At 48.3% G+C, this 23,500-nt stretch carries 21 protein-coding genes, 1 pseudogene, 1 riboswitch and 2 other annotated features; of the genes and pseudogenes, 14 read left to right on the forward strand and 8 right to left on the reverse strand.

Features of this window, described 5'->3' with window-relative positions; genetic code table 11:
- Positions 1-51: 51 nt before the first annotated feature.
- Positions 52-284 (forward strand) — a binding site (T-box leader).
- Positions 285-331: 47 nt separating this feature from the next.
- Positions 332-574: a binding site (T-box leader), on the forward strand.
- Positions 575-623: 49 nt separating this feature from the next.
- Genes trpE through trpA form a run of 7 tightly spaced genes read left to right on the forward strand, consistent with a single transcriptional unit; the run spans position 624 to position 6,919 of the window.
- Positions 624-2,018 carry an anthranilate synthase component I gene (trpE, locus tag AC3IRK_RS04930; protein WP_131503117.1) on the forward strand — a complete coding sequence of 465 codons (1,395 nt, stop codon included), beginning with the start codon at positions 624-626 and terminating at the stop codon, positions 2,016-2,018.
- Entirely contained in the window at positions 2,015-2,581 is a 567-nt protein-coding gene (locus AC3IRK_RS04935) for an anthranilate synthase component II (RefSeq protein ID WP_188005257.1), read from the forward strand. Before trpE ends, AC3IRK_RS04935 begins: the two co-directional genes overlap by 4 nt.
- 5 nt (positions 2,582-2,586) lie before the next feature.
- Complete coding sequence (trpD, locus tag AC3IRK_RS04940) at positions 2,587-3,606, forward strand: anthranilate phosphoribosyltransferase (RefSeq protein ID WP_131503115.1); 1,020 nt, start codon at positions 2,587-2,589, stop codon at positions 3,604-3,606.
- A complete protein-coding gene (gene trpC / locus AC3IRK_RS04945) occupies positions 3,603-4,379 on the forward strand; it encodes an indole-3-glycerol phosphate synthase TrpC (protein WP_131973173.1) in 777 nt (258 codons plus the stop codon). The genes trpD and trpC overlap by 4 nt, the downstream gene beginning before the upstream one ends.
- On the forward strand, positions 4,366-4,944 hold the full coding sequence (locus AC3IRK_RS04950) for a phosphoribosylanthranilate isomerase (protein ID WP_131973172.1): 579 nt from the start codon (positions 4,366-4,368) through the stop codon (positions 4,942-4,944). Before trpC ends, AC3IRK_RS04950 begins: the two co-directional genes overlap by 14 nt.
- Complete coding sequence (gene trpB, locus AC3IRK_RS04955; RefSeq protein ID WP_489170462.1) at positions 4,941-6,140, forward strand: tryptophan synthase subunit beta; 1,200 nt, start codon at positions 4,941-4,943, stop codon at positions 6,138-6,140. The genes AC3IRK_RS04950 and trpB overlap by 4 nt, the downstream gene beginning before the upstream one ends.
- Positions 6,140-6,919, forward strand: a complete 780-nt coding sequence (gene trpA / locus AC3IRK_RS04960; RefSeq protein WP_489170724.1) for a tryptophan synthase subunit alpha — start codon at positions 6,140-6,142, stop codon at positions 6,917-6,919. Before trpB ends, trpA begins: the two co-directional genes overlap by 1 nt.
- 70 nt (positions 6,920-6,989) lie before the next feature.
- Here trpA and AC3IRK_RS04965 read toward each other — a convergent pair whose 3' ends face one another.
- From AC3IRK_RS04965 to AC3IRK_RS04990, 6 genes and pseudogenes are all read right to left on the reverse strand, one after another.
- Positions 6,990-8,978: a penicillin-binding transpeptidase domain-containing protein gene (locus AC3IRK_RS04965; protein ID WP_489170463.1), complete on the reverse strand. Its 1,989-nt coding sequence runs from the start codon at positions 8,976-8,978 to the stop codon at positions 6,990-6,992.
- A 125-nt stretch (positions 8,979-9,103) separates the two neighbouring features.
- The gene (locus AC3IRK_RS04970; protein WP_131503109.1) at positions 9,104-9,820 is read right to left on the reverse strand and encodes a peptidoglycan DD-metalloendopeptidase family protein; all 717 of its coding nucleotides are present in this window, start codon (positions 9,818-9,820) and stop codon (positions 9,104-9,106) included.
- A 326-nt stretch (positions 9,821-10,146) separates the two neighbouring features.
- Positions 10,147-11,037 carry a diacylglycerol/lipid kinase family protein gene (locus AC3IRK_RS04975; protein WP_489170464.1) on the reverse strand — a complete coding sequence of 297 codons (891 nt, stop codon included), beginning with the start codon at positions 11,035-11,037 and terminating at the stop codon, positions 10,147-10,149.
- 120 nt (positions 11,038-11,157) lie between these two features.
- Positions 11,158-12,619, reverse strand: a pseudogene (locus tag AC3IRK_RS04980) (alanine/glycine:cation symporter family protein).
- Positions 12,620-12,835: 216 nt separating this feature from the next.
- Complete coding sequence (gene abc-f / locus AC3IRK_RS04985) at positions 12,836-14,695, reverse strand: ribosomal protection-like ABC-F family protein (RefSeq protein WP_489170465.1); 1,860 nt, start codon at positions 14,693-14,695, stop codon at positions 12,836-12,838.
- A gap of 278 nt (positions 14,696-14,973) precedes the next feature.
- Entirely contained in the window at positions 14,974-15,855 is an 882-nt protein-coding gene (locus AC3IRK_RS04990; RefSeq protein WP_489170466.1) for a DUF1002 domain-containing protein, read from the reverse strand.
- A 190-nt stretch (positions 15,856-16,045) separates the two neighbouring features.
- A riboswitch (TPP riboswitch) is annotated at positions 16,046-16,151 on the forward strand.
- Positions 16,152-16,224: 73 nt separating this feature from the next.
- Here AC3IRK_RS04990 and tenA point away from each other — a divergent pair.
- Positions 16,225-16,920: a thiaminase II gene (gene tenA / locus AC3IRK_RS04995; protein WP_131973164.1), complete on the forward strand. Its 696-nt coding sequence runs from the start codon at positions 16,225-16,227 to the stop codon at positions 16,918-16,920.
- Positions 16,921-16,987: 67 nt separating this feature from the next.
- Here tenA and AC3IRK_RS05000 read toward each other — a convergent pair whose 3' ends face one another.
- Positions 16,988-17,761 (reverse strand): sporulation protein, encoded by a 774-nt coding sequence (locus AC3IRK_RS05000; RefSeq protein ID WP_131973163.1) that lies wholly within the window; start codon positions 17,759-17,761, stop codon positions 16,988-16,990.
- 118 nt (positions 17,762-17,879) lie between these two features.
- On the opposite strand from AC3IRK_RS05000, the gene AC3IRK_RS05005 reads away from it, so the two are divergent.
- The 6 genes from AC3IRK_RS05005 (at position 17,880) to AC3IRK_RS05030 (ending at position 22,696) form a co-directional block, all read left to right on the forward strand.
- The gene (locus AC3IRK_RS05005; protein ID WP_131973162.1) at positions 17,880-19,064 is read left to right on the forward strand and encodes a class I SAM-dependent methyltransferase; all 1,185 of its coding nucleotides are present in this window, start codon (positions 17,880-17,882) and stop codon (positions 19,062-19,064) included.
- A 34-nt stretch (positions 19,065-19,098) separates the two neighbouring features.
- On the forward strand, positions 19,099-19,524 hold the full coding sequence (locus tag AC3IRK_RS05010; RefSeq protein WP_026828877.1) for a BrxA/BrxB family bacilliredoxin: 426 nt from the start codon (positions 19,099-19,101) through the stop codon (positions 19,522-19,524).
- 283 nt (positions 19,525-19,807) lie between these two features.
- Positions 19,808-20,584 carry a transporter substrate-binding domain-containing protein gene (locus AC3IRK_RS05015; RefSeq protein ID WP_131503099.1) on the forward strand — a complete coding sequence of 259 codons (777 nt, stop codon included), beginning with the start codon at positions 19,808-19,810 and terminating at the stop codon, positions 20,582-20,584.
- Between the two features lie 60 nt (positions 20,585-20,644).
- Positions 20,645-21,301, forward strand: a complete 657-nt coding sequence (locus AC3IRK_RS05020) for an amino acid ABC transporter permease (RefSeq protein ID WP_131503098.1) — start codon at positions 20,645-20,647, stop codon at positions 21,299-21,301.
- A gap of 13 nt (positions 21,302-21,314) precedes the next feature.
- Positions 21,315-22,037, forward strand: a complete 723-nt coding sequence (locus tag AC3IRK_RS05025; RefSeq protein ID WP_131503185.1) for an amino acid ABC transporter ATP-binding protein — start codon at positions 21,315-21,317, stop codon at positions 22,035-22,037.
- Positions 22,038-22,093: 56 nt separating this feature from the next.
- Entirely contained in the window at positions 22,094-22,696 is a 603-nt protein-coding gene (locus tag AC3IRK_RS05030) for an HD domain-containing protein (protein ID WP_131503097.1), read from the forward strand.
- A gap of 47 nt (positions 22,697-22,743) precedes the next feature.
- On the opposite strand, the gene AC3IRK_RS05035 is transcribed toward AC3IRK_RS05030, so the two are convergent.
- A complete protein-coding gene (locus AC3IRK_RS05035; protein ID WP_131503096.1) occupies positions 22,744-23,457 on the reverse strand; it encodes a ZIP family metal transporter in 714 nt (237 codons plus the stop codon).
- Between the last annotated feature and the right edge of the window lie 43 nt (positions 23,458-23,500).

Below are 23,500 nucleotides of genomic sequence, written 5' to 3' on the forward strand. Positions count from 1 at the left end.
TCTATTGACAGAAAACGGTTTCCCACGTAACATGAAGGACAATTAAAGAACATAGACGCAATGACGAAGAAAAGTAACCTATGAAACGATTTAAGAGAGCTGATGGGTGGTGCGAATCAGTATCGGGAAACAGGTGAATGGGCTTCTGAGCATCAGACCGAACTTACAGTAGGCTCTGACGGGTACCTTCCGTTATCAAGGACGACGAATCAGGGTGACCGGTTCGTTCGAGGGGACTAGTACTAGTCAACGAAGGTGGTACCGCGGGTTTTCCCGTCCTTCATGTTTAACATGAATGGATGGGGAAACCCTTTTCGTATTTAAGTGAATAAGTAAATCGATGAATGAGTTAAGTAGTCAGACAAATCGTTGTTCCAGAGAGCGGGAGAGAGGTGGAACTTCCGTACAGCGATGTCTGATGAATGGTCTCATGAGAGCATGACTGAACGGTAAGTAGGTCGTGACGGAAGCCCCCGTTATCTTAGGCTACGATGTCTCGTCAAGACGCATCGGAAGAGTGGGAACGTGTATCGTTCCAATTGTGAGGTGGCACCGCGAGTCTATCGTCCTCCATACGGCATTTGCTGTATGGAGGACTTTTTTTATATCAGGAGGCGAACAGGATGATCGAGACAGAACAATTGATAATCGAGCAAATCGAAATGAACGGCGATGAATTGACGCCAATCTCCATCTTTTTAAATCTGGAAGGAGACCGGAAATGTCTGCTTGAAAGCTCAGCGAGCGGCAGTAACGGTCGTTACTCGATCATCGGCGTCAATCCGGTCGAATTGCTTCGGGCGGAAGGCAATCAAGTGACGCGGCACCATCTTCAGACGGAAGAAACCGTGACGATGACAGGGAATCCGGTCCGGCTGTTGCAACAGTCTGTGACACGGGGGACGACCGATGCCGACTTTCCGTTCTTAAGCGGCGCAATCGGCTATGTCGGCTATGATGCGATTCGGGCGTATGAGAACATCGGAGCGGTACCGGACAGTGACCGCAATTTGCCGGACGCCTTGCTTGCCGTCTATGACGAAATTATTTTATATGACCACCTGGAACACCGGGTGCATTTAATTCATACGTCACTCGGTGGACTGACGGACCGGCAGGAGATGATTCGGAAACTGAAGCTCCGCAAAACCTTACTGGAACAAACCGGTCAGCAGACCCGGATCGAGCGCCCGCTTGAAAACATCGTCTATCAACCGCAGATTGAAAAAGAAACTTTTATATCACTCGTCGAACAGGCGAAACAACATATTCGTCAGGGAGATGTGTTCCAACTGGTCCTGTCGCAACGGCTCGATGCGACATTCGCCGGCGACCCGTTCCACTTTTACCGGAAGCTGCGCCAGGACAATCCGAGCCCGTATCTCTTTTACATTGATTTAGGAGAAGTCATCGTCCTTGGTGCATCACCGGAAAGTCTGGTCCAGGTCAAAGGTCGTCATGTCACGACAAATCCGATTGCCGGGACACGGCCCCGCGGAAAAACGAAACAGGAAGACACGCAACTGGCGCATGATTTATTGAACGACGAGAAAGAACAGGCTGAACACCGGATGCTCGTTGACTTAGGACGAAATGATCTTGGTCAAGTCTGCCAGGTCGGTACCATCCATGTCTCGCGGGAAATGGAAATCGAACGGTTCAAAAATGTCATGCATCTCGTTTCCGTCGTCGAAGGAAGACTTGCGGAAGGACGTACAGGAGCGGACGCATTGATTTCCTGTCTGCCGGCAGGTACCGTCTCGGGAGCCCCGAAGATTCGGGCGATGCAGTTGATCAATCAATATGAGACAAAAAAACGGGAAGTCTATGCCGGAGCGGTCGGGTATTTTGATGTCAGCGGAAATCTTGATTTTGCGCTCGCCATCCGGACGATGGTCATCCAACACGGAAAAGCGTACGTTCAGGCCGGAGCGGGTATAGTCTATGATTCTGATCCGACCTTGGAGTATGAAGAGACGTTGCATAAAGCGAAGTCGTTACTGGAGGTCTGGAAATGATTGTACTGATTGACAACTATGATTCTTTTACCTATAACCTGTATCAATATGCAGCCGTCTACGATGAGATCCGAGTCATCCGAAATGATGCGATTGAAGTGAGCGCGATTGCCGACTTGAATCCGGCTGGAATCATCTTATCGCCGGGACCGGGTCATCCGAGTGATGCCGGTATTTGCCTCGACGTGATTGAGACATACTCCGGAAAGATCCCGATACTCGGTGTCTGTCTCGGACACCAGGCAATCGGTCAAGCATTTGGCGGCCGTGTCATCGAAGCGGATGAGATCCGGCACGGAAAGACATCAACAATCCGGCAAACCGGACGATTGTTTACCGGTCTTCCGGAACAACTCGACGTCATGCGTTACCATTCCTTGATCGTCGAGCGGACGAGCTTACCGGAAGTACTGGAAGTGACCGCCGTGACCGATGACGGAACAATCATGGCACTCGAACACCACACACATCCGACATACGGGATTCAGTTTCACCCGGAATCGATCGGAACCCCGTTTGGACAACAAATGATTCAACGATTTATCGAACTGACGAAGGAGTGACAGGAATGAAGGACGTATTGACGAAATTGACGAATGCCAATCATCTCCGCTTTGATGAAATGCAACAGGCGGCCCGCGCCTTATTTGCGGCAGATGTCACAGACAGTGAAATTGCAGCTTTTCTCGTTGCACTGAAAGCCAAAGGTGAAACGGCGGAAGAACTGGCCGGTCTTGCTTCCATCATGCGGGAAGTCGCACTCGACATTCCGGTGACGGGAACGGATTTTATCGATAACTGCGGAACAGGCGGCGACGGTTCCCAATCCTTTAACATCAGTACGACAGCGGCATTTGTTTTGGCCGGTGCCGGAGCCAAAGTAGCAAAACACGGAAACCGGAGTGTCTCAAGCAAAACGGGCAGTGCCGATGTACTCGAAGCACTCGGTGTCCCGCTCGATGTGACGGCAGAAGACATTGCGAAGTTGCTTGAAGCAAACGGGATTGCGTTTCTGTTCGCCCAACGGATGCACCCGCGTGTCAAACAGATCATGAAAGTCCGCCGCGATTTACGGATTCCGACAATCTTTAATCTGATTGGACCGCTAACGAATCCGGTACCATTAAAAACACAGTTACTCGGAATTTACCGGGAAGATTTGCTTGAGACGATGGCCTTGACCTTACATCGGCTTGGACGAAAACGTGCCATCGTCTTACACGGAGCGTGTGGGATGGATGAAGCATCACTCGCAGGAACAAATCAATTGGTGCTGCTCGATCAAGGCGAGTTGATCCGGTTCAGTCTTCACCCGGAAGAAGTTGGACTGGCGGTCGCGCCACTCGAAGCCATCCGTGGCGGTACGGCTGCAGAAAATGCGGAAATCCTCTTGCGGGTCCTCCGCGGGGAAGCGGGTCCATACCGGGATACCGTCTTACTCAATGCCGGAATCGCTTTGTTTGCGGAAGGGCGGGTCGAGACGATTCGCGAAGGAATCGAACGGTCGGCGGAAAGCATCGATTCCGGTCGGGCACTTGAAAAATTACATTATTTACAACGGATGAAACAACAGGAGGCAATCGGATGAATATATTAGACCGCATCATCGAGACGAAACGACAGGAAGTCGACCGTCTGAAAATCGACGGGGTCAGAGCGGCGGAACCCCGGAAGCTCAACCAGTCGATTCATCAATCACTTGGAGGGACGGATTTGTCCGTCATCGGCGAAATCAAACGGGCTTCACCGTCAAAGGGTGATATTTCATTGCATGTCGATCCTGTTGAACAGGCGAAACGGTATGCGGCAAGTGGGGCAACGGTCATCTCGGTCTTGACCGATCAAACGTATTTTAAAGGAAGCATGGAAGATTTAGCGGCCGTCACGAAAGCAGTCAACGTTCCGGTGCTGTGTAAGGACTTTATGATCGACCGGATCCAGATTGATCTCGCGAAAGCTCATGGTGCCAGTTTGATTCTGTTGATCGTTGCGGCGCTTGACGACGAAACCTTACACGATCTATACGCCTATGCTTATGCGAGTGGCCTCGAAGTATTGGTCGAAGTGCACGATGCGGCGGAGCTGGAACGGGCGGAACGGTTGCAGGCGAAAATTATCGGCATCAACAACCGGAACCTGAAGAAATTCGAAGTCAGTCTCGACACGTCAATCGAGTTACTCAAAACGAAATCAACGGATGTCCGCTATATCAGTGAGAGCGGCATCAAGACCGTTGCTGAAGCGCAGATGCTTCACGCGGCAGGTGCAGATGGAATTTTAATCGGGGAAACGTTAATGCGGGCGGAAGATCCGGCAACTTTCATTCAAGCCGTCAACGGAGTGAAACATGACACGTATTAAGTTCTGTGGGCTGAAGCGGCAAGAAGACGTCCATTTCGCCGTTGAACGGGCGGACTATATCGGATTCGTCTTTGCTCCGAGCAAGCGGCAGGTCACATTGACGGAAGCAGCACGGCTTCGGGCAGAAATTCCGGAGACGGTCCAGGTCGTCGGTGTCTTCGTCTCTCCGACGAAACAGGAAGTCGAGGAAGCGATTGAGCAGGTCGGATTGGATTTGATTCAGCTTCACGGGCAGGTCCCGGATGAGCTGTACCGGGAGAAGCGGGTGCCGGTCATTCAGGCGCTCGCAGCCGGAACACAGATTACGGTTCATCCGGACGCCGATTATGTGTTATTTGATGCACCGGAAGCGGGAAGCGGTCAAACCTTTGATTGGACAACCGATCTACGGGTCGATCAACCGATGTTCGTCGCAGGTGGTCTGCAGGCAGATAACGTCGGACAAGTGATTGAACGGTATCAGCCGTTTGCTGTTGATGTCTCAAGCGGTATTGAAACGAATGGTCGAAAAGATACGAAAAAAATGCAGGCATTTCATGATGCCGTAAAGGAGACTTTTAAATGACACGTTATTCACAACCTGATGCACTGGGACAATACGGAATCTACGGAGGACGTTACATTCCGGAAACATTGATGCAGGCCGTTCTTGAGCTCGAACAAGCCTATGCCGAAGTGAAGGAAGATCCGGCGTTTCATGAACGGATGAATGATTTACTCGAAAATTATGTCGGACGAAAAACACCGCTTTATTACGCGGAACATTTGACGCGGGCGATCGGCGGCGCAAAAATCTACTTGAAACGCGAAGATTTGAACCATACCGGTGCCCATAAAATCAACAATACGATTGGGCAAGCACTACTCGCCGAACGGATGGGAAAACGGAAAATTGTTGCCGAGACCGGTGCCGGACAACACGGTGTCGCGACGGCGACCGTCTGTGCGCTACTTGATCTCGAATGCGTCATCTTTATGGGAGAAGAAGACATCCGGCGCCAGGAATTAAACGTCTTCCGGATGGAGTTGCTCGGCGCGAAAGTCGTTTCGGTAACGCAAGGAAGCCGGACGTTAAAAGATGCTGTCAATGAAGCGTTACGTTACTGGGTCAAACACGTCGACGATACGCATTACTTGATGGGATCGGTCCTCGGCCCCCACCCGTTCCCGGAAATCGTCCGTGATTTCCAAGCGATCATCGGTAAGGAAACACGGGCGCAGATTCTTGAAAAAGAAGGCAAGTTACCGGAAGCCATCGTTGCCTGTGTCGGAGGCGGAAGCAACGCAATTGGCATGTTCCATCCGTTTATCGACGATAAAGAAGTCGCATTGTACGGCATCGAAGCAGCCGGAAACGGACTCGAGACGGAGAAACATGCCGCCACGATGTCTAAAGGTGAGGTCGGTGTCCTGCACGGTTCAATGATGTATCTCTTACAGGATGAGCATGGTCAAGTCACGGAAGCACACTCGATTTCAGCCGGACTGGACTATCCGGGAGTCGGACCGGAACACAGCCTGCTAAAAGACATCGGCCGTGTTCAGTACGAAGCAGTAACGGATCAACAGGCACTCGATGCCTTGCAACTGCTCTGTCAAAAAGAAGGCATCATTCCGGCACTGGAGTCGGCTCATGCCGTCGCACAGGCGACGGAACTCGCAAAAGGGATGCAACCGGAAGAAGTTGTCGTCATCTGTCTTTCAGGACGCGGCGATAAAGATGTCATGACCGTCAGAAATGCCTTGAAGGGGGAAGCATGATGCGATTAGAAGAAGCAATCCGAACAGTTAATGCACGTGGTGAAAAAGCGTTTATCCCGTATGTCATGGGAGGAGACGGAGGCATCGATCGTCTGCCGGATATTTTAGCGTTTCTTGAACGATCCGGTGCGACGGTGATTGAAGTCGGGGTGCCGTTTTCCGATCCGGTTGCCGATGGTCCGGTCATTCAGGAAGCAGGACTACGGGCACTGGCAGAGAAAATCAGTTTGAAGGATGTCCTTGAGGCGATCCGGATTGCGCGTCAGTCAACTAGCGTGCCAATCGTCGTCATGACGTACTTGAATCCAATCTTCCGCTTCGGTATTGATTCCTTTTTATCGACGTGCCGTGAAGTCGGTGTCGACGGGTTGATCATTCCCGATCTGCCACTCGAACAAAGCGATCAGTTTTTTGCCGGACGCAATAAAACAGACATCGCACTCGTTCAACTGGTCTCGCTGACAAGTCCGATTGAACGAATTGAAAAACTTGCGACGCGCAGCGAAGGGTTCCTTTACGCCGTGACCGTTAACGGGACGACAGGGGGACAAACCAACTTCGGGGATTCACTTGAACAGCATTTGGCGAAAGTGGCGCAACTGAGTCCGGTTCCGGTCATGGCTGGCTTCGGGATCAGTACACCGGAACACGTCCGTCAGCTCAGTACAAGTGTCGCTGGTGTCATCGTTGGCAGTAAAATCGTCGAATTGTTGCAGCAAGGGGATGAAACGGCAATTGAACAATTGATGGCAGCCCGCCTGCCGGACGTGACGGTGTAAAAATAGGAGCATGACAAAACGAGGGTACCGGATTTCATTCCGGCACCCTCGTTTGCTGTAGTATCACTTTTCATTTGTTGGCATGACTTTTTAAAACGTCTGCAACAAGACCCGATACATACGGGCTGCCCCGGTCTTCCTTCTCGACCGATTCAATCATGATCGCAACGAGCAAATCTTTCTTGTCATTATCATAGCCGACGAAAAAGCCGTTTTCCTGACCGTTTTCTTCACCGGACTTCTTTAGTTCAGCTGTGCCGGTTTTGCCGGCAACTTTAATTTCAGGAATATCAGCCGGTAAGGAGTAGCCCGCATGAACGACATCATACAGATCGTCGCGGATCATTGCAGCATCTTTTGCGTCGAGCACGTCTTTTTTCCAAACCTGCTTCGTTTTTTCTTCGGCCAGCAACGTCGGTCGATAAATTGTCCCGTCTGTCAGGAAGATTTCGTACATCGAAGCAAGGTGCAGGATGTTTGTCAGCATCTGTCCTTGTCCGTAAGATGTATCCATCAGCTGACCGTCGGAAGCAATCGAACCGTCGTTTGAAATTTGTGATGCCCGCATCGGATAAGTGAAGGGAATTTTTTCTCCGTACCCGAGTGCTTCAAGACCGGAAGTAAACGTTTTGGTTCCGATTTGTTCGAGTGTTGATTTGGCGAAGTAGATATTATCCGAGTAGACCAAGGCATTATGGAGATTGACCGGATCCGGTGTCTCGTGAATCCGTGTGACGTTGAACCCGTCGACTTTTGTCTTTAACCCGTCAATCGTATACGCTTTTTCCGGATCGAGCGTTTGACTTTTTAAGCCGACCGCTGCCGTCAACGGTTTTTGGGTCGAGCCGGGAGCAAAGGCACTCGTAAACCGGTTTAACAGCGGTTGATCGGGATCGTTCGTCAACGTATCGAGACGGGCCTGTGAAATACCCGTTGTAAATTCCGACGGATCGAATCCGGGAGAACTTAGCAGGACACGGGTCTCACCGGTCCGGGGATCAATCGCGGTCGCAGTCCCCGGATCATCGTTCATCGTCGCATAGGTCGTTTGTTGTAACTTCCCGTCGATCGTCAGCTCGATATCCTGTCCATCCTTTGCTTCCGTCTCGGCGACGGTAACCGTTGTTTTATCCGGCTTAACGATGTTGATTTGGGCACCGGACTTCCCGCGTAATGTTTCGTCGAGTACCTGCTCGAGACCGCGTTTTCCGACTTGTTCGCCTGCTTGGATCGTTTGTTTTGATTGTTTGATGTCATCCGCTGTTGCGGAACCGGTATAGCCGATCAAATGGGAAGTCGCTTTCCCGAACGGATATGTCCGGACTTCCGTTTCCTTGACGCTGATACCGTCGAGTTGCTTGAGGCGGTCGATTTTTGATTTGTCGTTTGCTGTATACGTCTTCAGCGGAACGAATTGTCCGTCCTTGACCCAACTGGCGCCGAGTGCATCTTCGATTGCAGAGACAGGACGGTCGAGCAGTTTGGCAAGCGCAGTAAGATCTTTGACTTTACCTGCAACGGCACCGACTTGGTAACCGGTGCCTGTCGTGGCGAGAGGCTGATTTTTGACATCAAGTAAATCACCACGTTTGGCATCGAGCGTCGTCAACTGGACTTGATCCTCTTTCTTGAAATCCTTTAAAACAAACGAAGAATCCCAGTCAATGTACCAGTTTTCCGTATCTTGTTGTTTCTCGAACGTTAACGGGATGTCCTTTTTATAGGAAACCGGTCCGGCCAGTGTCTCAAAAGAAATTTTCACCGGTAAACTTGTCTGTTCCTTCTCTTCGTTTTCTGTGGTTTTCAGGCGTTCGACAGAGATCTTTTCAATGGCAAGAGAATCAGCTAATTTTTTTGTCCGATCGACAAACTCTTTTTTACCGTATGTTTTTTGAGTTTCCTTGCTGGCATAATCAGCATACATTTTATCGTAATCTTGTTTTTCCCATAATTTGATATAGGCATCTAATCGTTCTTCAGCTGTCGGTTGATCTTGGCAACCGGCAAGGATGGTCAGTACGAAGCTTGTCGAAAGCAGAAGCGGGAGCGTCTTCTTCAAGGGAAATCCTCCTTTACGGAAAGTTTGTCCTATAACCGTATCATTCTTTGCAAAGGATTTCATCTCGAACGAACGACAAAAAAACTCACGCGAAGACAAACATTCGCGTGAGAGGAGATCAGGTCTTAATTAAAATAGTTCAGCGGGTTGACGCTGTTTGCTGCAGAAGAAGCGCTGTAAACATAGTTTCCACGGTGCATTTCGAAATGAAGGTGTGAGCCGAATGAGTTGCCGGTGTTGCCGATATTACCGATGCGTGAACCCTTGGCAACAGTTTGTCCAACAGAAACAGCTCGACTACTTAAGTGTGCATATACCGTCGTATAGGAAATTCCATTGACGGTATGCTTCATCATGATGTGGTTACCGTAAGCGCCGTAATACCGGGAAGTGATGACTGTACCGGCAGCAGAAGCATAAACTGGTGTACCCGTTGGGGCAGCGATATCAATCCCGTTATGGAACGTGTAACCGTAAGTACCGCTAGCGGCACCATACCCTTGGGCAATCCGTCCGCTGGCTGGTCGTGAAAATCCGCTAGACGCTTTTGTAGATGTCGTAACACTGTATTTTTTAGCATATGTAGAAGAGATGTAACGGGATGTGCCGCCGTAAGAAATTTTTGTCCAAGATCCAGACACGCCTAAATAATTGAAAGTTTGACCAGAATTGACACTACCGACGACTTTGTAAGCAGTCGAAGGACCCGTTCGAACCCGCAACCCGTCTGCGGTTACTTTTACTTTGTACGTTGTTGCTGCTTCAACTTTTTCTATACCCGTTGTAGCGAAACCAGAAACCATCAGTGCTGTCATTGTCATAGTTGTAATCATGCGTTTCATGTAGAAGTTCCTCCTAAAGTGTGAAAGACGACGGACGATTATGTAAGGGAACAAGACCCTTTCAAAGTTGTAAGATGCAAAGCATATGTATTTAATATGTATAAATATTTTCTTGATAGAATGATTATAGCATCGCAAATAACACAAAAATATTTCAGTTTCATTGCAAGATTATAGTTGTATAACATATATTGTAATGGAATATTTTTCATTTATTATCTGAATTTGTTTTTACTAAAATAGAATATATAGCTCTTTTTATGAAAAAATTTAAAAACCCGTGACGATTCGAGAGACACATCATCACGGGGTATAGGTAAAAAGAATTAGTTGGAAACGGGTGCGAAAACAGTTAAATGCTTGCTTAAGACCTGAACCGTAACGGGAAGATGGCCCGCTGTGTCGCCGTCGGCATTAATTGGGAGACGTTCCTTTGAATCGATATGAACTTCTTTTGTCGTAAAATATTCTACTTGATCAGCGTCAGAAATTTTTCCGGTCAAAAGTTTCGGTAAGGCCTGTAAGGCATCAAAGAAACCGAGCTGTTTGACGATGAAGACATGTAACAGGCCATCGTCGACACGGGCTTCTTTCGCAAACGATTCGAAACCGCCGACGGAATTGGTCAAGGAAATGATCAGGAGAGGCGTTTCACCATCAAACGATTTTTCTTTCGCCGTCAGTTGGATCGGGTAGGGACTGTGGTCTTTAAAGGCTTTTAGTCCTTCAATAAAGTAGGCGACGGAACCAAGTGATGTTTTTTGTTCGACACTTACTTCTTCGACCGCTTCTGCAATCAAACCGACAGCGATGACGTTCATGAAATAATGATCATCATACTTACCGATGTCGAGGGGGCGGGAAGGGGCATCCTCTAAAACGCTGATAGCTTCCTGCGGATCTGTCGGAATGTTTAATGCACGCGCTAAGTCATTGACCGTTCCGAGCGGCACGATGCCAAGCGTCGGTCGATGTTCTTGTTCCGCGATGCCGGTGATGACTTCATTAACCGTTCCATCCCCACCCATAGCGACGACGGCATCATAATGCCCGACTGCAGCTTGTTTGGCAAATTCGGTTGCATCGCGTTCTTTTTCCGTAAAACGGACATCGACTTCCGTAAACCGTTGCGCCAATGTTCCTTCCGCAAATTCAGCGTGTTTCTTTCCAAGTTCTTTACCGGATGACGGATTGATGATGAGCATGACTTTTGACACAAATGATTCCTCCTTTGATTCTACCTGTTCCTATTTTCCCAAGATTCCATAAACATAATCCTGGGCAGAAAAAAACCTTGGACATCACGAAGATTCGTCATGTCCAAGGCAACGATGAAATTAGCGGCGGACGATTGGAGGAGGGGATGCTTCTCCTGCTGCCGGACGAACGGTTTCTTCTTCGTCCCAACACTCTGTATTTTCGATACCGAGTGCTTTCGCCGAGAAGACAGGATCGAGTCCTTTTTTCCGTTGTTCCTGGTAATCGTTGATGACTTTTAGGGCGATACCGCCTAAGAGTGAGATGGCCGTCAAGTTGATCAACGTCATACCTGCCATGAAGAGGTCAGCGAAGCTCCAAACCATTCCCAGACTGAGGACAGAACCGATGAAAACAAAGGCCATTGTCGCAATCCGGAATCCGAAGACAGCAGCCGGACTGTTTTTAATGAATTCGATATTCGTTTCACCGTAGTAGTAACTGCCGACGATTGAACTGAAAGCGAACAAGAAGACACAGATTGCGATGAAGGCAGGAGCGACGGCACCCAGTTGTTCACCTAATGCGTTCTGTAACATCGCGATTCCTTCCCCGTTACCTGTCGCATAACTGTCACTGAGAAGAACGATGGCAGCTGTTGCCGTACAGACTATCAACGTATCAAGGAAAACACCAAGTGTTTGCAGGAAACCTTGTTTCGCAGGATGGGAGACTTCCGCAGCTGCTGCTGCGCATACCGGCTTCGTTTGAGAACAGACCCCGTTTGACACCAAGCGAAATCGCAGCTCCGACCGATCCGCCGAAAGCTTGCTCGATGCCGAAAGCGCTCTTGAAGATCATGGCGAAGACGCCGGGAAGTTCCGTCAGGTTCGTAACGACGACGAACAGAGCAGCAATCAGGTAAAGACCGGCCATGACAGGGACGACGATGGCTGAGAACTTCGCCACCCGGTGAACACCACCGAAGATGACCAGTCCTGTCAAGACAACGAGTACACCGCCGACGACAGCTTTATTGATACCAAAGGCATTATCAAATGCGGCCGCAATCGTGTTCGATTGAACGGAATTGAAGATTAAGCCGAACGTGACGGCGATTAAGATGGCGAAGACAACACCGAGCGCACGGTTTTTTAAACCCTTTTCGATGTAGTAGGCGGGACCGCCGCGGTAGGCATTCGTTTTACTGTCGCGGACTTTATAGACTTGAGCAAGCGTACTTTCAATTAAAGCAGTTGCGCCTCCGAGTAATGCAACCATCCACATCCAGAAGACGGCACCGGGTCCGCCGAGCGTAATGGCAATCGTAACACCGGCGAGGTTACCAGTTCCGATTCGTGTAGCGGCACCGATGAAGAAGGACTGTAAAGAGGTAATGCTTTGTCCTTCATCGTCCGTTGTTTTCTCGTTTTTATCGAGTGTGACACGGAACATTTCTTTTAAGTACCGGAACTGAATGAATTTTGTCCGAATCGTAAAGTAGATGCCGACTCCGATCAGTGCCGCGATTAAAACATAAGACCATAATAAGTTGTTGGCAAAATCGACTCCTGATTGTACTGCTTGCTGAAAGGCATCCATCTGAAAAATTCCTCCTAATGTGTTGTAGTAAAATGGCTATTCGCTAAATTATACGAATTTTCAGATAATATGCAAGGTGAATTTTAAAACTTTTTTTCATAAATTAACACGGTTAACTATTTAGAAAGTAGAGAATTTGAACTGTTTTTGAAAAATAAAAGAGACCTGTCGACTAAATCGACAGGTCATAAAATCACATAATTTAGGAGGAATGACTCATTCCGAAGCTAAAAATTGTTCGTATTGCGCATCGAGCTGTTGGACAAGTTCTTCACGGATAGAAAAAAGTTTCACCGTCTCTTCATAATCCGTCGTTTCAGAAAGTTGCCGATCAAGCATCTTCAGTTCCTGTTCCAATCGTTCGATCGTCTCTTCTACTTGACGTGTTGTCTGTACTGGAATAGAAGGAGATGGTCGTTTTTTAGCAGAGACGACGTTCTTCGGTATTTTGGCGTCAGGCGGCTGTGTTTGCCGTTTGGTTGACGCATAGACATACGGACCGGGAAACAGCTCCATCGTCTGATCAAGCCAAAGGGTCTTCGTAAACAGCCGGTTCAAGAAATAGCGGTCGTGCGAAACGGCGATCAACGTTCCGTCAAACGATTCGAGTGCCTCTTCAAGCGCATCACGTGATTCGATGTCGAGATGATTGGTCGGCTCATCCAAAATCAGTACGTTCAAATCGGAGTGGACCAGAACCGCGAGCATCAGCCGCATGCGTTCGCCACCACTTAACGCCTCGACCGGTAAGAAGACCCGGGGGCCAAAAAACAAGAACTGGGCGAGACGCTGCCGCGCCGTTCCTTCATCGAGATCAACGGTCGTGCGAAAAACGTCAATCAAACGTTCACCGGGCGGGAAGTCAACTCGTTGCGACAGGTAGCCGATTTTCACTGACGGTCCACGCGTAATCAGACCGCTTGTCGGTTCGAGATGGCCTAACAGGAGATGCAATAGTGTGGATTTTCCGCTTCCGTTTGCGCCGACGATGGCGATTCGATCTTTTGCCGAAATCTCAAAGTTTAATGAATGAAACAACGGTTGTTTAGAGAAGGCAATACTGACATCCTCGACGCGGTAAACCATCCGGCTCGTTTTTCCATGTGCTGCAAACGCAAGATCGGGGGTCTCGGCGTCAAGCCTTGGGCGTTTGATCCGTTCGATCCGTGCGAGTGCCCGTTCCATCGATTTTGCTTTTCGGAATAGTTTTTCGCTTGGTGGTGACGCTTCGTTTGCCCATTGCCGCAGACGGCGGATCGCTTCCTTCATCTGCTTGATCTTCTTCTGTTGTTCCTGGTAAGCATGGAATTGCTCAAGTAGAAGGCGTTCCTTTTCCTTCACGTAAAACGTGTAATTTCCCTGGTACAGCTGAATCTGCCCCTCCTCCAGTTCAGCGATGCGCGTCACGACCGCATCAAGAAACACACGATCGTGGGAGACGATCAGGACAGCCCCGGCATAATCGGCTAAAAAGGATTCCAGCCACTCGACGGCGTCTAAATCCAGATGGTTCGTCGGTTCGTCGAGGATCAACAACTCCGGCTCGGTCAACAACATCCTTCCGAGGCAGATTTTGGTCTGTTCGCCGCCGCTGAGCTGCTCAAACGGACGGTCCAAAAGGGCATGCAACTGCAAGCCGTTAATCATCCGGTCGATTTTGGAATCCAGCAAATACCCGCCTTGGCGCTCAAAAGCTTCGGTCTCTTGCGTGTAGCGTTCGAGCAACTGATCGATTTGATCCGTTTTTGTCGCCATGTCCCGTTCGATTTGTTGCAGGGAGCGTTGTAAATCGACAAGCGTGGCGAAGGCAGTCCACAGGACATCACGCCCCGTCATTACGTTGTCGAACACGGGAAGTTGTGCCAAATAACCGATGGAGAGCCCGCTTTTTTGATAAATCGTTCCGCTGTCTTCGGAATCAAGACGGGCAATCAAACGTAAGAGCGTCGTTTTACCGCTTCCGTTTCGGCCGATCAAGCCGATGCGGTCTTGGTGCTCGATAAAGAGGGAGACGTCCGTTAAGATATCGTCGCCTCCGAATTGTTTTGTCAGGTGTTGGATGTCGCAGATCATCATATGAAATGTCCTCTCTGGCGCATCAAAAAAAGGAGAGCGCAAACAGCACTCTCCTTGACTCGTGGAAGATGCGCTTTGCTTTATTTTTCAGGTATGAGGTTCGTTAAAAAAGGGCAGACTAGTCCCTTAGAACGCCATTCCATGAAAAATCGCGCGCAACAGATACAGTTGTTCCATCAACCAATGCTTACACGCAGCAAAACCCATGTCTCCACACCACCTTTTCCGATTCAATACATCTATTTTACCATGCCTGACAGAAAAGAAAACGTTAATCTTTATTTAAATAAGCCGGCAATCGAGTTGAAGAATGCACTGAGACCATCAAACAACTTCGCAAAAAATCCTTTTGTCTCTTCTGAGGTCGCGAAGGCCTGGATATCTTGTCCGGCATCTTTTAGACCACTCTCGATTTGACCCCAGTTCAGGTCCGCTTGTTCCATTTGATTAAACAGTCCGGTCAACCGGTCCATCTGAGCATCGGATAAATTGATGTTATTGTTTTGGATGACTTGGACGATGACGTTTTCAATCTCGACCTTCGTTTCCGGCTGTTGTTTCGCGATTTCCGCTTTGATTTCATTCATCAAGTCGGCGACTTTATCCGTCCCGACCGTTTTCCCGACATCGGATGTCACAGAGAGTTCTTGCTGGGCAAGGTCTTTTCGTTCATCCGTCAGTTTGATGCCGGTCTCGGCAGATGTTTGATCATACGCTTTCATGATCCCGGTCAAAGCCGAAGTTCCGGTTACCTTGTACGGGGACGTGATCGTAATGTCCGCATCCGTTACACCCGCTGTGACGAGGGCGTTGAGGTACATGTCTTTTGTGACCCAGGTGATGTTTTCGGTCGCGACAGATAATCCATCACCTTTTTCAGCCAACTCAATTTTAGCGGAAGAGTACATGCCGCCACCCCGTTGTGATTGGGGAATGTTTTTCCCGAGATATTTTTCTTCATCCGCAGATGTTGCAATAATCGGAGTAATGCCTTCCGGTGCATTCAGACGGGACAAGACCCACGATTTATCCTTTGCCCCAAGTGATTCGCCAAGGGTGACGATTGTTTTGTCGACCACTTGTTCAGCAGATGCGGCCGTCGGTAGCAGTAAGGTAGTAGCAAGTAATGCCGAAGCGGTCCATGTCATGGTTTTATTCATAAAAGTTCCTCCATAAGTTAAGTATCAGGTACTAAATTTAGTCTAATCGACCGGCGGCAGAAGAGAATCGGTCTCAAGGACGAGCCGTCATCCACCTTCCGTCATGTTCCATTGTACAAAAAAATGGAGTGAAATGACGAGAATGGGTCAATTCCACATCAAATCATGATAAACTCAAAACAAATCAAATAGCGACCACTAGGGGAGTCAGTAGGCTGACTGAGACGACGGAGACGTTCGGACCCTTTGAACCTGATTAAGTTTGGACTTACGGAGGGAAGTGGCGTGGACGATCCTCTTTTTATGGTCTTTTCACGTCATGCCTGACATCAGGTGTGGCGTTTTTTGATTACAAAAGGGGGAACCAACATGACATTCAGTGAAGAAATCCGGCAAGCGGCAAAACGGTATTGGGACAGCAGCTTTACCCATCCATTCGTGACAGGGATTGCGGATGGAACACTACCAGAAGCAAAATTTCGCCATTACGTCCTACAGGATGCCTATTACTTAAAACATTTCGCGAAAATTCAGGCGCGGGCCGCATCGAAGGCACAGGACTTCGCGACGATTGCCGAACTCGCGGAACATGCGACGTCGACCTATGCTGCAGAACTCAGTCTGCATCAATCGTTTTTTGAACCGCTTGGGATTTCGGACAAGACACTGGCAGAGTTTGAACCAGCACCGACCGCATATGCGTATATTTCGCATATGCACCATGCAAGTGAAGGGACGCTTGGGGAGACCATCGCTGCGATTTTACCGTGTTACTGGCTTTACTATGAGATTGGACAACAGTTACAGGCAGCGACACCGGCTTCACCGATTTATCAGCAATGGATTGCGACATACAGTTCCGAATGGTTCGAGCGGGTGGTCTTTGAACAGATTGACCGGTTAAATGAGTTGGCAGAGAAGGCGAGTGAACAAGAACGCGTCCGGATGAAACAACATTTCGTCAGAAGCTGTTATTACGAATTGATGTTTTGGCAGATGGGCTGGGCGGAAGAAACGTTTGAACGGCAGTACGAACAGACGATGGAAATGACATCATCCAAGTAAGGAAGGAAATACAAACACCGGATCCGACGATAAGCGGATCCGGTGTTTGTTCTATAGAAAACATCAATCAACTGTGGTGTTCAATCAAATCGGCGAGACGTTGTTTCACGAGTGACGGATTCGTTAAGTCCTGGTTCGATAATGAAAGTTTCGTCATCGTCTCATCGGTTCCTGCCATTTCACTGAACAGCGAACCGAGACTGTGGGCACGGCGGTCGATTTGGACGACGATGTCGATGCCGAACCGGTCTTGCAACAGGATGACTTCGATTTCGTCCAGCTTGTGAGCATAATGAGTACCGCGGGCAGAATACTCAAGTTCCTGCGCGATCGGCAAATCTTTCCGGAAGCGGCCCGGCAATTTCTCTGTATCAGCTTTCTTGAGGCGGAATCCGAGGTTTTCCATCGCTTCAAGGATGACCGATTGGTAGTCATTCGCTTTGACGACGACAGCATCGTGGTCAGAAGGGTCAACCGCCTGCGCGATATCAAGACCCGTCTCGATCCACGACTTCGATTGGCTGACGGAAAGTGGTGTATTAAAAGGGACTTGAAGCGTAAACGGTATTTCCCGTTCGACGTCTGCTTCAATCGTAAACGGGGCTTCATTTAATGCAAACCGGTCCAGTGTGAACGTCGTGAATGCCGTGCTGTCCCCGACTTCTTGTTTGTACTGGGTATTGAAGGCGAGATAAATCCGGGCGATTTCCTGATCGACGTTACCGCCCTTAATATGAACGACTCCTTGAATCGTTCCACCGGGTTCACAGTGATCTTGTTCGAGTCGTGTATCGACCGTTGCGGCACCAATGCCGATTTGTGAAAGAATTTTTTTGAACATGTTGTGTTCCTCCTTTAAATTAAGTATGACGACTAAAAATAAAGCTTGCTTGCTTGTCGAACGCGGGTGAATTTGCTACAGTTTCGAAAGACCAAACAAAAAAAGGACGGGACGATACGTGGAACTAGACCAATTAAAAGACCTGCTCACTGAAAAACTGCAGGCAACTTCACTCATACACGCGACGATTAGTGGTCCGCGCCAAAAATCAAACGATCTGCGTCGAATCAAGTTAAAACCGATTCTACTTAGAGATACGTATGCAATCCAGTTAGAGTTTCAACATGAACGGATCATTAAGCATGAGAATTTAAGTATAGAAGAATTTATTTTGCGAATGGACGACTATTTTAACGAATTTCGTCAATTTTTATTCCGTTTCGAGACGGAAGAAGTCCAGTTCCAACTCTCGAAGAAAATGAAAGTTTCACTGAAGACGACAGGCAAGGAACCGGTAAAGGCCGAACTGTCTCACAATCGAAAGAAAAGCCATTTGTTAGAAGACGGCGTGCCGGTACCGTTTTTGATTCGTCTTGGTGTAATGACGGAAGAAGGACAGGTCAAGCGTCAAAAATATGATAAGTTTAAACAAATCAATCGTTTTCTTGAATTCGTCGAAGACAGTATCGCAATATTGCCGCAAGGGCGTACGTTACGGATTTTGGATTTTGGATGCGGTAAATCGTATCTGACGTTTGCTCTCTATCATTACTTGAAAATCGTCAAGGGATTTGATTTAAACGTCACCGGTCTTGATCTCAAAAAAGAAGTCATCGAGGATTGTACAGCCATCGCTGCTGATTTAGGGTATGATGATTTATCGTTCCGTGTCGGTGATGTCCATGATTACGACCAGGATACGGAAGTTGATTTAATGGTGACGCTACATGCTTGTGACGTTGCGACGGATGTCGCGCTTGCCCGGGCAGTCGACTGGAATGCATCGGTCATTCTCAGTGTCCCGTGTTGTCAGAAGGAGTTGAACCGTCAGCTGGACTGTTCACCGCTTGACGTCATGCTGCAACATGGATTGATTCAAGAAAAGTTTGCTTCGCTCGCAACGGATTCCATCCGGGCAGAGTTGTTGACATTGGTCGGCTACGATACGCAACTGCTTGAGTTCATTGATTTAGAAAACACGCCGAAAAATATCTTGATTCGGGCTTATAAAAATCCGAAGCAGCCAACGGAAGAAAAAATTGACCGGTATATCGCTTTCCGAGACCTGTTACACGCTAAACCGTATTTAGAACGTGAATTGAGCGGCAGACTTGGACAGATTTCACCGAAACTCGTACAATAAAGAAGACAACGATTTAAAGGGGGAAACAAATACAATGGATTTCCAAATGTATTTTGAAGATGTCGTTCAAACGGCACGTAAAGAAGCAGCAGCTGCTGGTTTTGAAGAATTAACGACGGTCGAGAGCGTCGATGAAGCGATGAAGCGTGACGGTTTGACGCTTGTCCTCGTCAATTCGGTGTGCGGATGTGCCGGTGGGATTGCTCGTCCGGCTGCCGCTTACATCAACCGGATGGAAGGTGTAAAACCGGATCATTTCGTGACGGTATTTGCAGGGCAAGACCGGGAAGCAACAGATCGGGCGCGTGAATACTTCGAAGGATATCCGCCATCATCGCCATCATTCGCATTGATGCAAGATGGAAACATCCTGTCGATGGTCGAACGGTTTGACATCGAATCGTTTACTGCAGAAGAAGTCGTCGAAAAGTTAGAGTCATTGATTGAAATCTACGCGTAACAGTGAAAAAGAGGCTAACGTGAAAACGTTGGTCTTTTTTTGTTTGAACAGAAATAAAACAAAAATAAATGTAAGCGATAACAAAAAAGTATTGATCAAAGAAAGCGAATAAATTCAGGTTTTATGCACTATTTTCATATTTTTATGCTTTACAATGAATAAATATTCGTATATTCTAAAAGCAATAAATCAGGTCGAACTTTTTAGTATTGAATTAGAAAAAAACATAAGTCATACTATTGTTAAAGTTCTGACAATTGAGCGTTGGAAGGGGAATTTATTGATGAAGAAACTAGTAGCAACGGCAATGGCAGGAATTCTCGCAGTCACGATGGCAGCATGTGGGGCCTCGGAGGAATCAAAAGGCGACACGACGAAGAAGAACGATAAAGTATTGACGATGGGAACATCAGCGGATTACTTCCCGTTCGAGTATATCGATACAGCGAAAGGTGATGACATCGTCGGGTTTGATGTAGCAATCGCCAAAGAAGTCACAAAAAATCTCGGTTACGAGTTGAAAATCGAAGACATGGAGTTCGGAAGCCTGCTCGGAGCACTCAGTGCAGGACGTGTTGATTTCGTCATGGCAGGTATGACGCCGACAGACGAGCGGAAGAAAAATGCCGATTTTACGGATATCTACTTCCAGTCAAAAAACCTTGTCATGACGAAGGATAAAGCGATCGCGGCAGATGATGAATTAAAAGGCAAGAAAGTAGGTGTCCAGCTCGGATCAATCCAGGAAGCATTAGCGAAAGACCGGTACAAAGACAGTGAAGCGGTCTCGTTAAACAAGATTCCAGAAATCATTCAAGAATTGAACACAGGCCGGATCGACGCGCTGATCATTGAAGACGCCGTCGCCGTCAAATATATGGATCAAGACGAGTCATTGAAGACATACGAAATCAAGGAAGACGGACCAACCGGTTCTGCTGTCGCCTTCAAAAAAGGAGACAAGATGCGTGACGACTTCAACAAAGAGTTGAAGAAGATGATCGACAACGGAGACATCGACAAACTCGCAGAAGAATGGTTCCAAAAAGAAGCAAAATAAGAGTAGTGCATAGGGGTGGGGGTAACCTCATCCCTTTTGTGCGACGTTAGGAGATTGGTTATGATAGACTTTACAAAGATTCAAGATTCAATCCCATATATTCTGCAAGGAATTCCGGTTCTGTTTCAAGTCGTCATCGTCGCAGCAATTGCCGGGATGCTGATCGGAATCGTAGTCGCAGCGCTGAAGATTACAAAAAGTATGTTTCTTCGATTCCTAGGTCATGCCTATACGGCAGTCTTCCGCGGAACACCATTGATCTTGCAACTGGCGATCATTCATTTTGGATTGCCGCAGTTGACAGGGTATGTAACAACAGGCTATCAATCCGCCATCATCGCCTTTTCCCTAAACTCCGGTGCCTATATCTCGGAGATTATCCGGGCCGGAATTCAAGCGGTCGACCGGGGACAATGGGAAGCTGCGGATGCCCTCGGGATTCCTTACATGAAACAGTTACGGTCGATCATCTTGCCGCAAGCATTTAAAAACATCTTACCGGCCATCATGAATGAATTGATCACCTTAACAAAAGAATCCGCTTTGATTTCGACGGTTGGTGTACTCGATGTCATGCGCCGGGCACAGGTCGTCGGTGGAGAAAAAGCCTTGTATTTTGAACCGTTATTGTTTGCGGGGTTCGTCTATTTCGTACTTGTCATGGGATTGTCCTTGATTGGTCAACAAGTCGAAAAAGCTATGAGAAAGAGTGGTTAATCAGATGGAACCTATGATTCAAGTGACTGATCTGTATAAGCAGTTCGGAAAATTAGAAGTCTTAAAAGGGATCACGACGACGGTCGGACGCGGAGAAGTGGTTGCCGTCATCGGTCCGTCGGGATCCGGTAAATCAACGTTTTTACGTTGTATCAATCTGTTGGAACAGCCTACAAGCGGGACGATTAATGTCGATGGATTTGAACTGACGAAACCAAAAGCGAATATCGCGAAAGCGCGTCAAAACATCGGTATGGTCTTCCAACAGTTTAATCTTTTCCCGCATAAGTCTGTGCTCGATAACCTGATTTACGCACCAATCAACGTGTTAGGTCTTTCAAAAGACGCGGCTGTCAAGCGGGCGGAAGTGTTGCTTGATCGGGTCGGTTTGGCCGAAAAACGGGACAACTTCCCGAACCAGCTGTCAGGCGGTCAAAAACAACGGGTCGCCATTGCCCGGGCGCTGGCGATGGAACCAAATGTCATGCTGTTTGACGAGCCGACATCGGCCCTTGATCCGGAAATGGTCAACGAAGTACTGGATGTCATGAAACAGCTCGCCGAAAGCGGAATGACGATGGTCATCGTTACGCACGAAATGGGCTTCGCAAAAGAAGTCGCAGATCGTGTCCTGTTCCTGGATGAGGGTATTTTGATGGAAGAGGGCAGTCCGGTGGAACTGTTTGACCATCCGAAAACGGATCGGGCAAAAAAATTCCTCGAAAAAGTATTATGATGAAAAGCGTCGACTCGATTAAACGAGTCGGCGTTTTTTGAAAGGGTGATGTTACGTTGTATGAAGAAACCAAAAAATTTGTCGAGAGATTCCATGCAAATGATTTTTCCGGTCATGACTTTGCCCACATCGAACGGGTCCGGATGATGGCGTTACGGATTGCCGAAATCGAAGGAGGCGATGTTCAGATTATTGAACTCGCCGCCCTACTGCACGATGTAGCCGACAGTAAGCTCGGCGGAACGAGTGACAGCGTCGATCAGCATCTACGGCCACTCGTATCGGAACAGGACCGCCTGTATATTCTCGACATCATCAACAGCTTGTCATTTAAAAGGGGTGACCGTCCGCCGATGAAGACGATTGAAGGGAAGATTGTCCAGGATGCAGACCGATTGGATGCGATTGGCGCCATCGGTATCGCCCGGACATTTCAATTTGCCGGTCAATTCAAGGAACCGATGTATGTGCCGGGACTCGTTCCGCGCGAGCCGGGTGACCGGACGGGAAAGACGAGTGCCTTACACCATTTCGATGAAAAATTATTCCGCTTAAAAGAGTTGATGAACACGAAGACGGCGAAAATCATCGCTGAAGATCGTCACCAGTATATGCTGGAATTCGTCGAACGGTTCAAACAGGAATGGGAAGGTCGGTAACTAGAACGAAACAGGGATCCGCTCCAAATGGAACGGATCCCTGTTCGTTAACTTAAGATGACAGCTGTAATCAGACCAAGTGAAGCGAACAGACCTACAATCGCACCGCCCTCTTCATGGGCTTCCGGCATCATCGTCGAAGCGAGCATGGCAATGATACCGCCGCTTGCAAAGGCACCGATCATCGCAAACTGCATATCCGGTAATTCCGCTAAAATGGAATAACCGGCAAGGGAGGCAAGTGCGGAAATCAACCAGACGATTCCCCACATGACAAGAATTTTCTTCTTCGAGAAGCCGTCTTTTTGTAAGCCGGTTGTACTCGACAGACCTTCCGGGATGTTACTGACAAAAATCGCTGCGACAAGAGCGGCGCTGACATTTCCGGATAACAAACTGGCACCGATCATGATCGATTCCGGAATCGCATCCAGAATCGTCCCGAAGAAGATTGCCGTTCCTGTACCTTCGTTACCGCCGGACGATCGTTTTCGTTTACTGGCACCACGGGAGGAAACGAACATGTCAAAACCGGTGAACACGAGTGAACCGACGATAAAGGACACACCGACAACCATCGTCGTGGATTTGTTTAAGGCTTCATCCAATAATTCAAACGTCGCCGCCCCGATTAAAATGCCCGTTCCAAACGACATCACATACCCGATCAACCGTTGTTTAAGAGGGATGAACAAACCGATTAATGCCCCGATGACGACAGCCCCTCCTGCGATTGCCCCCCACATAAAAGCGATTCCCATTTCTATATCCTCCTTACTCATAACTATCTGTATTACTATTTTC

The organism is Exiguobacterium sp. GL_137 (assembly GCF_057834585.1).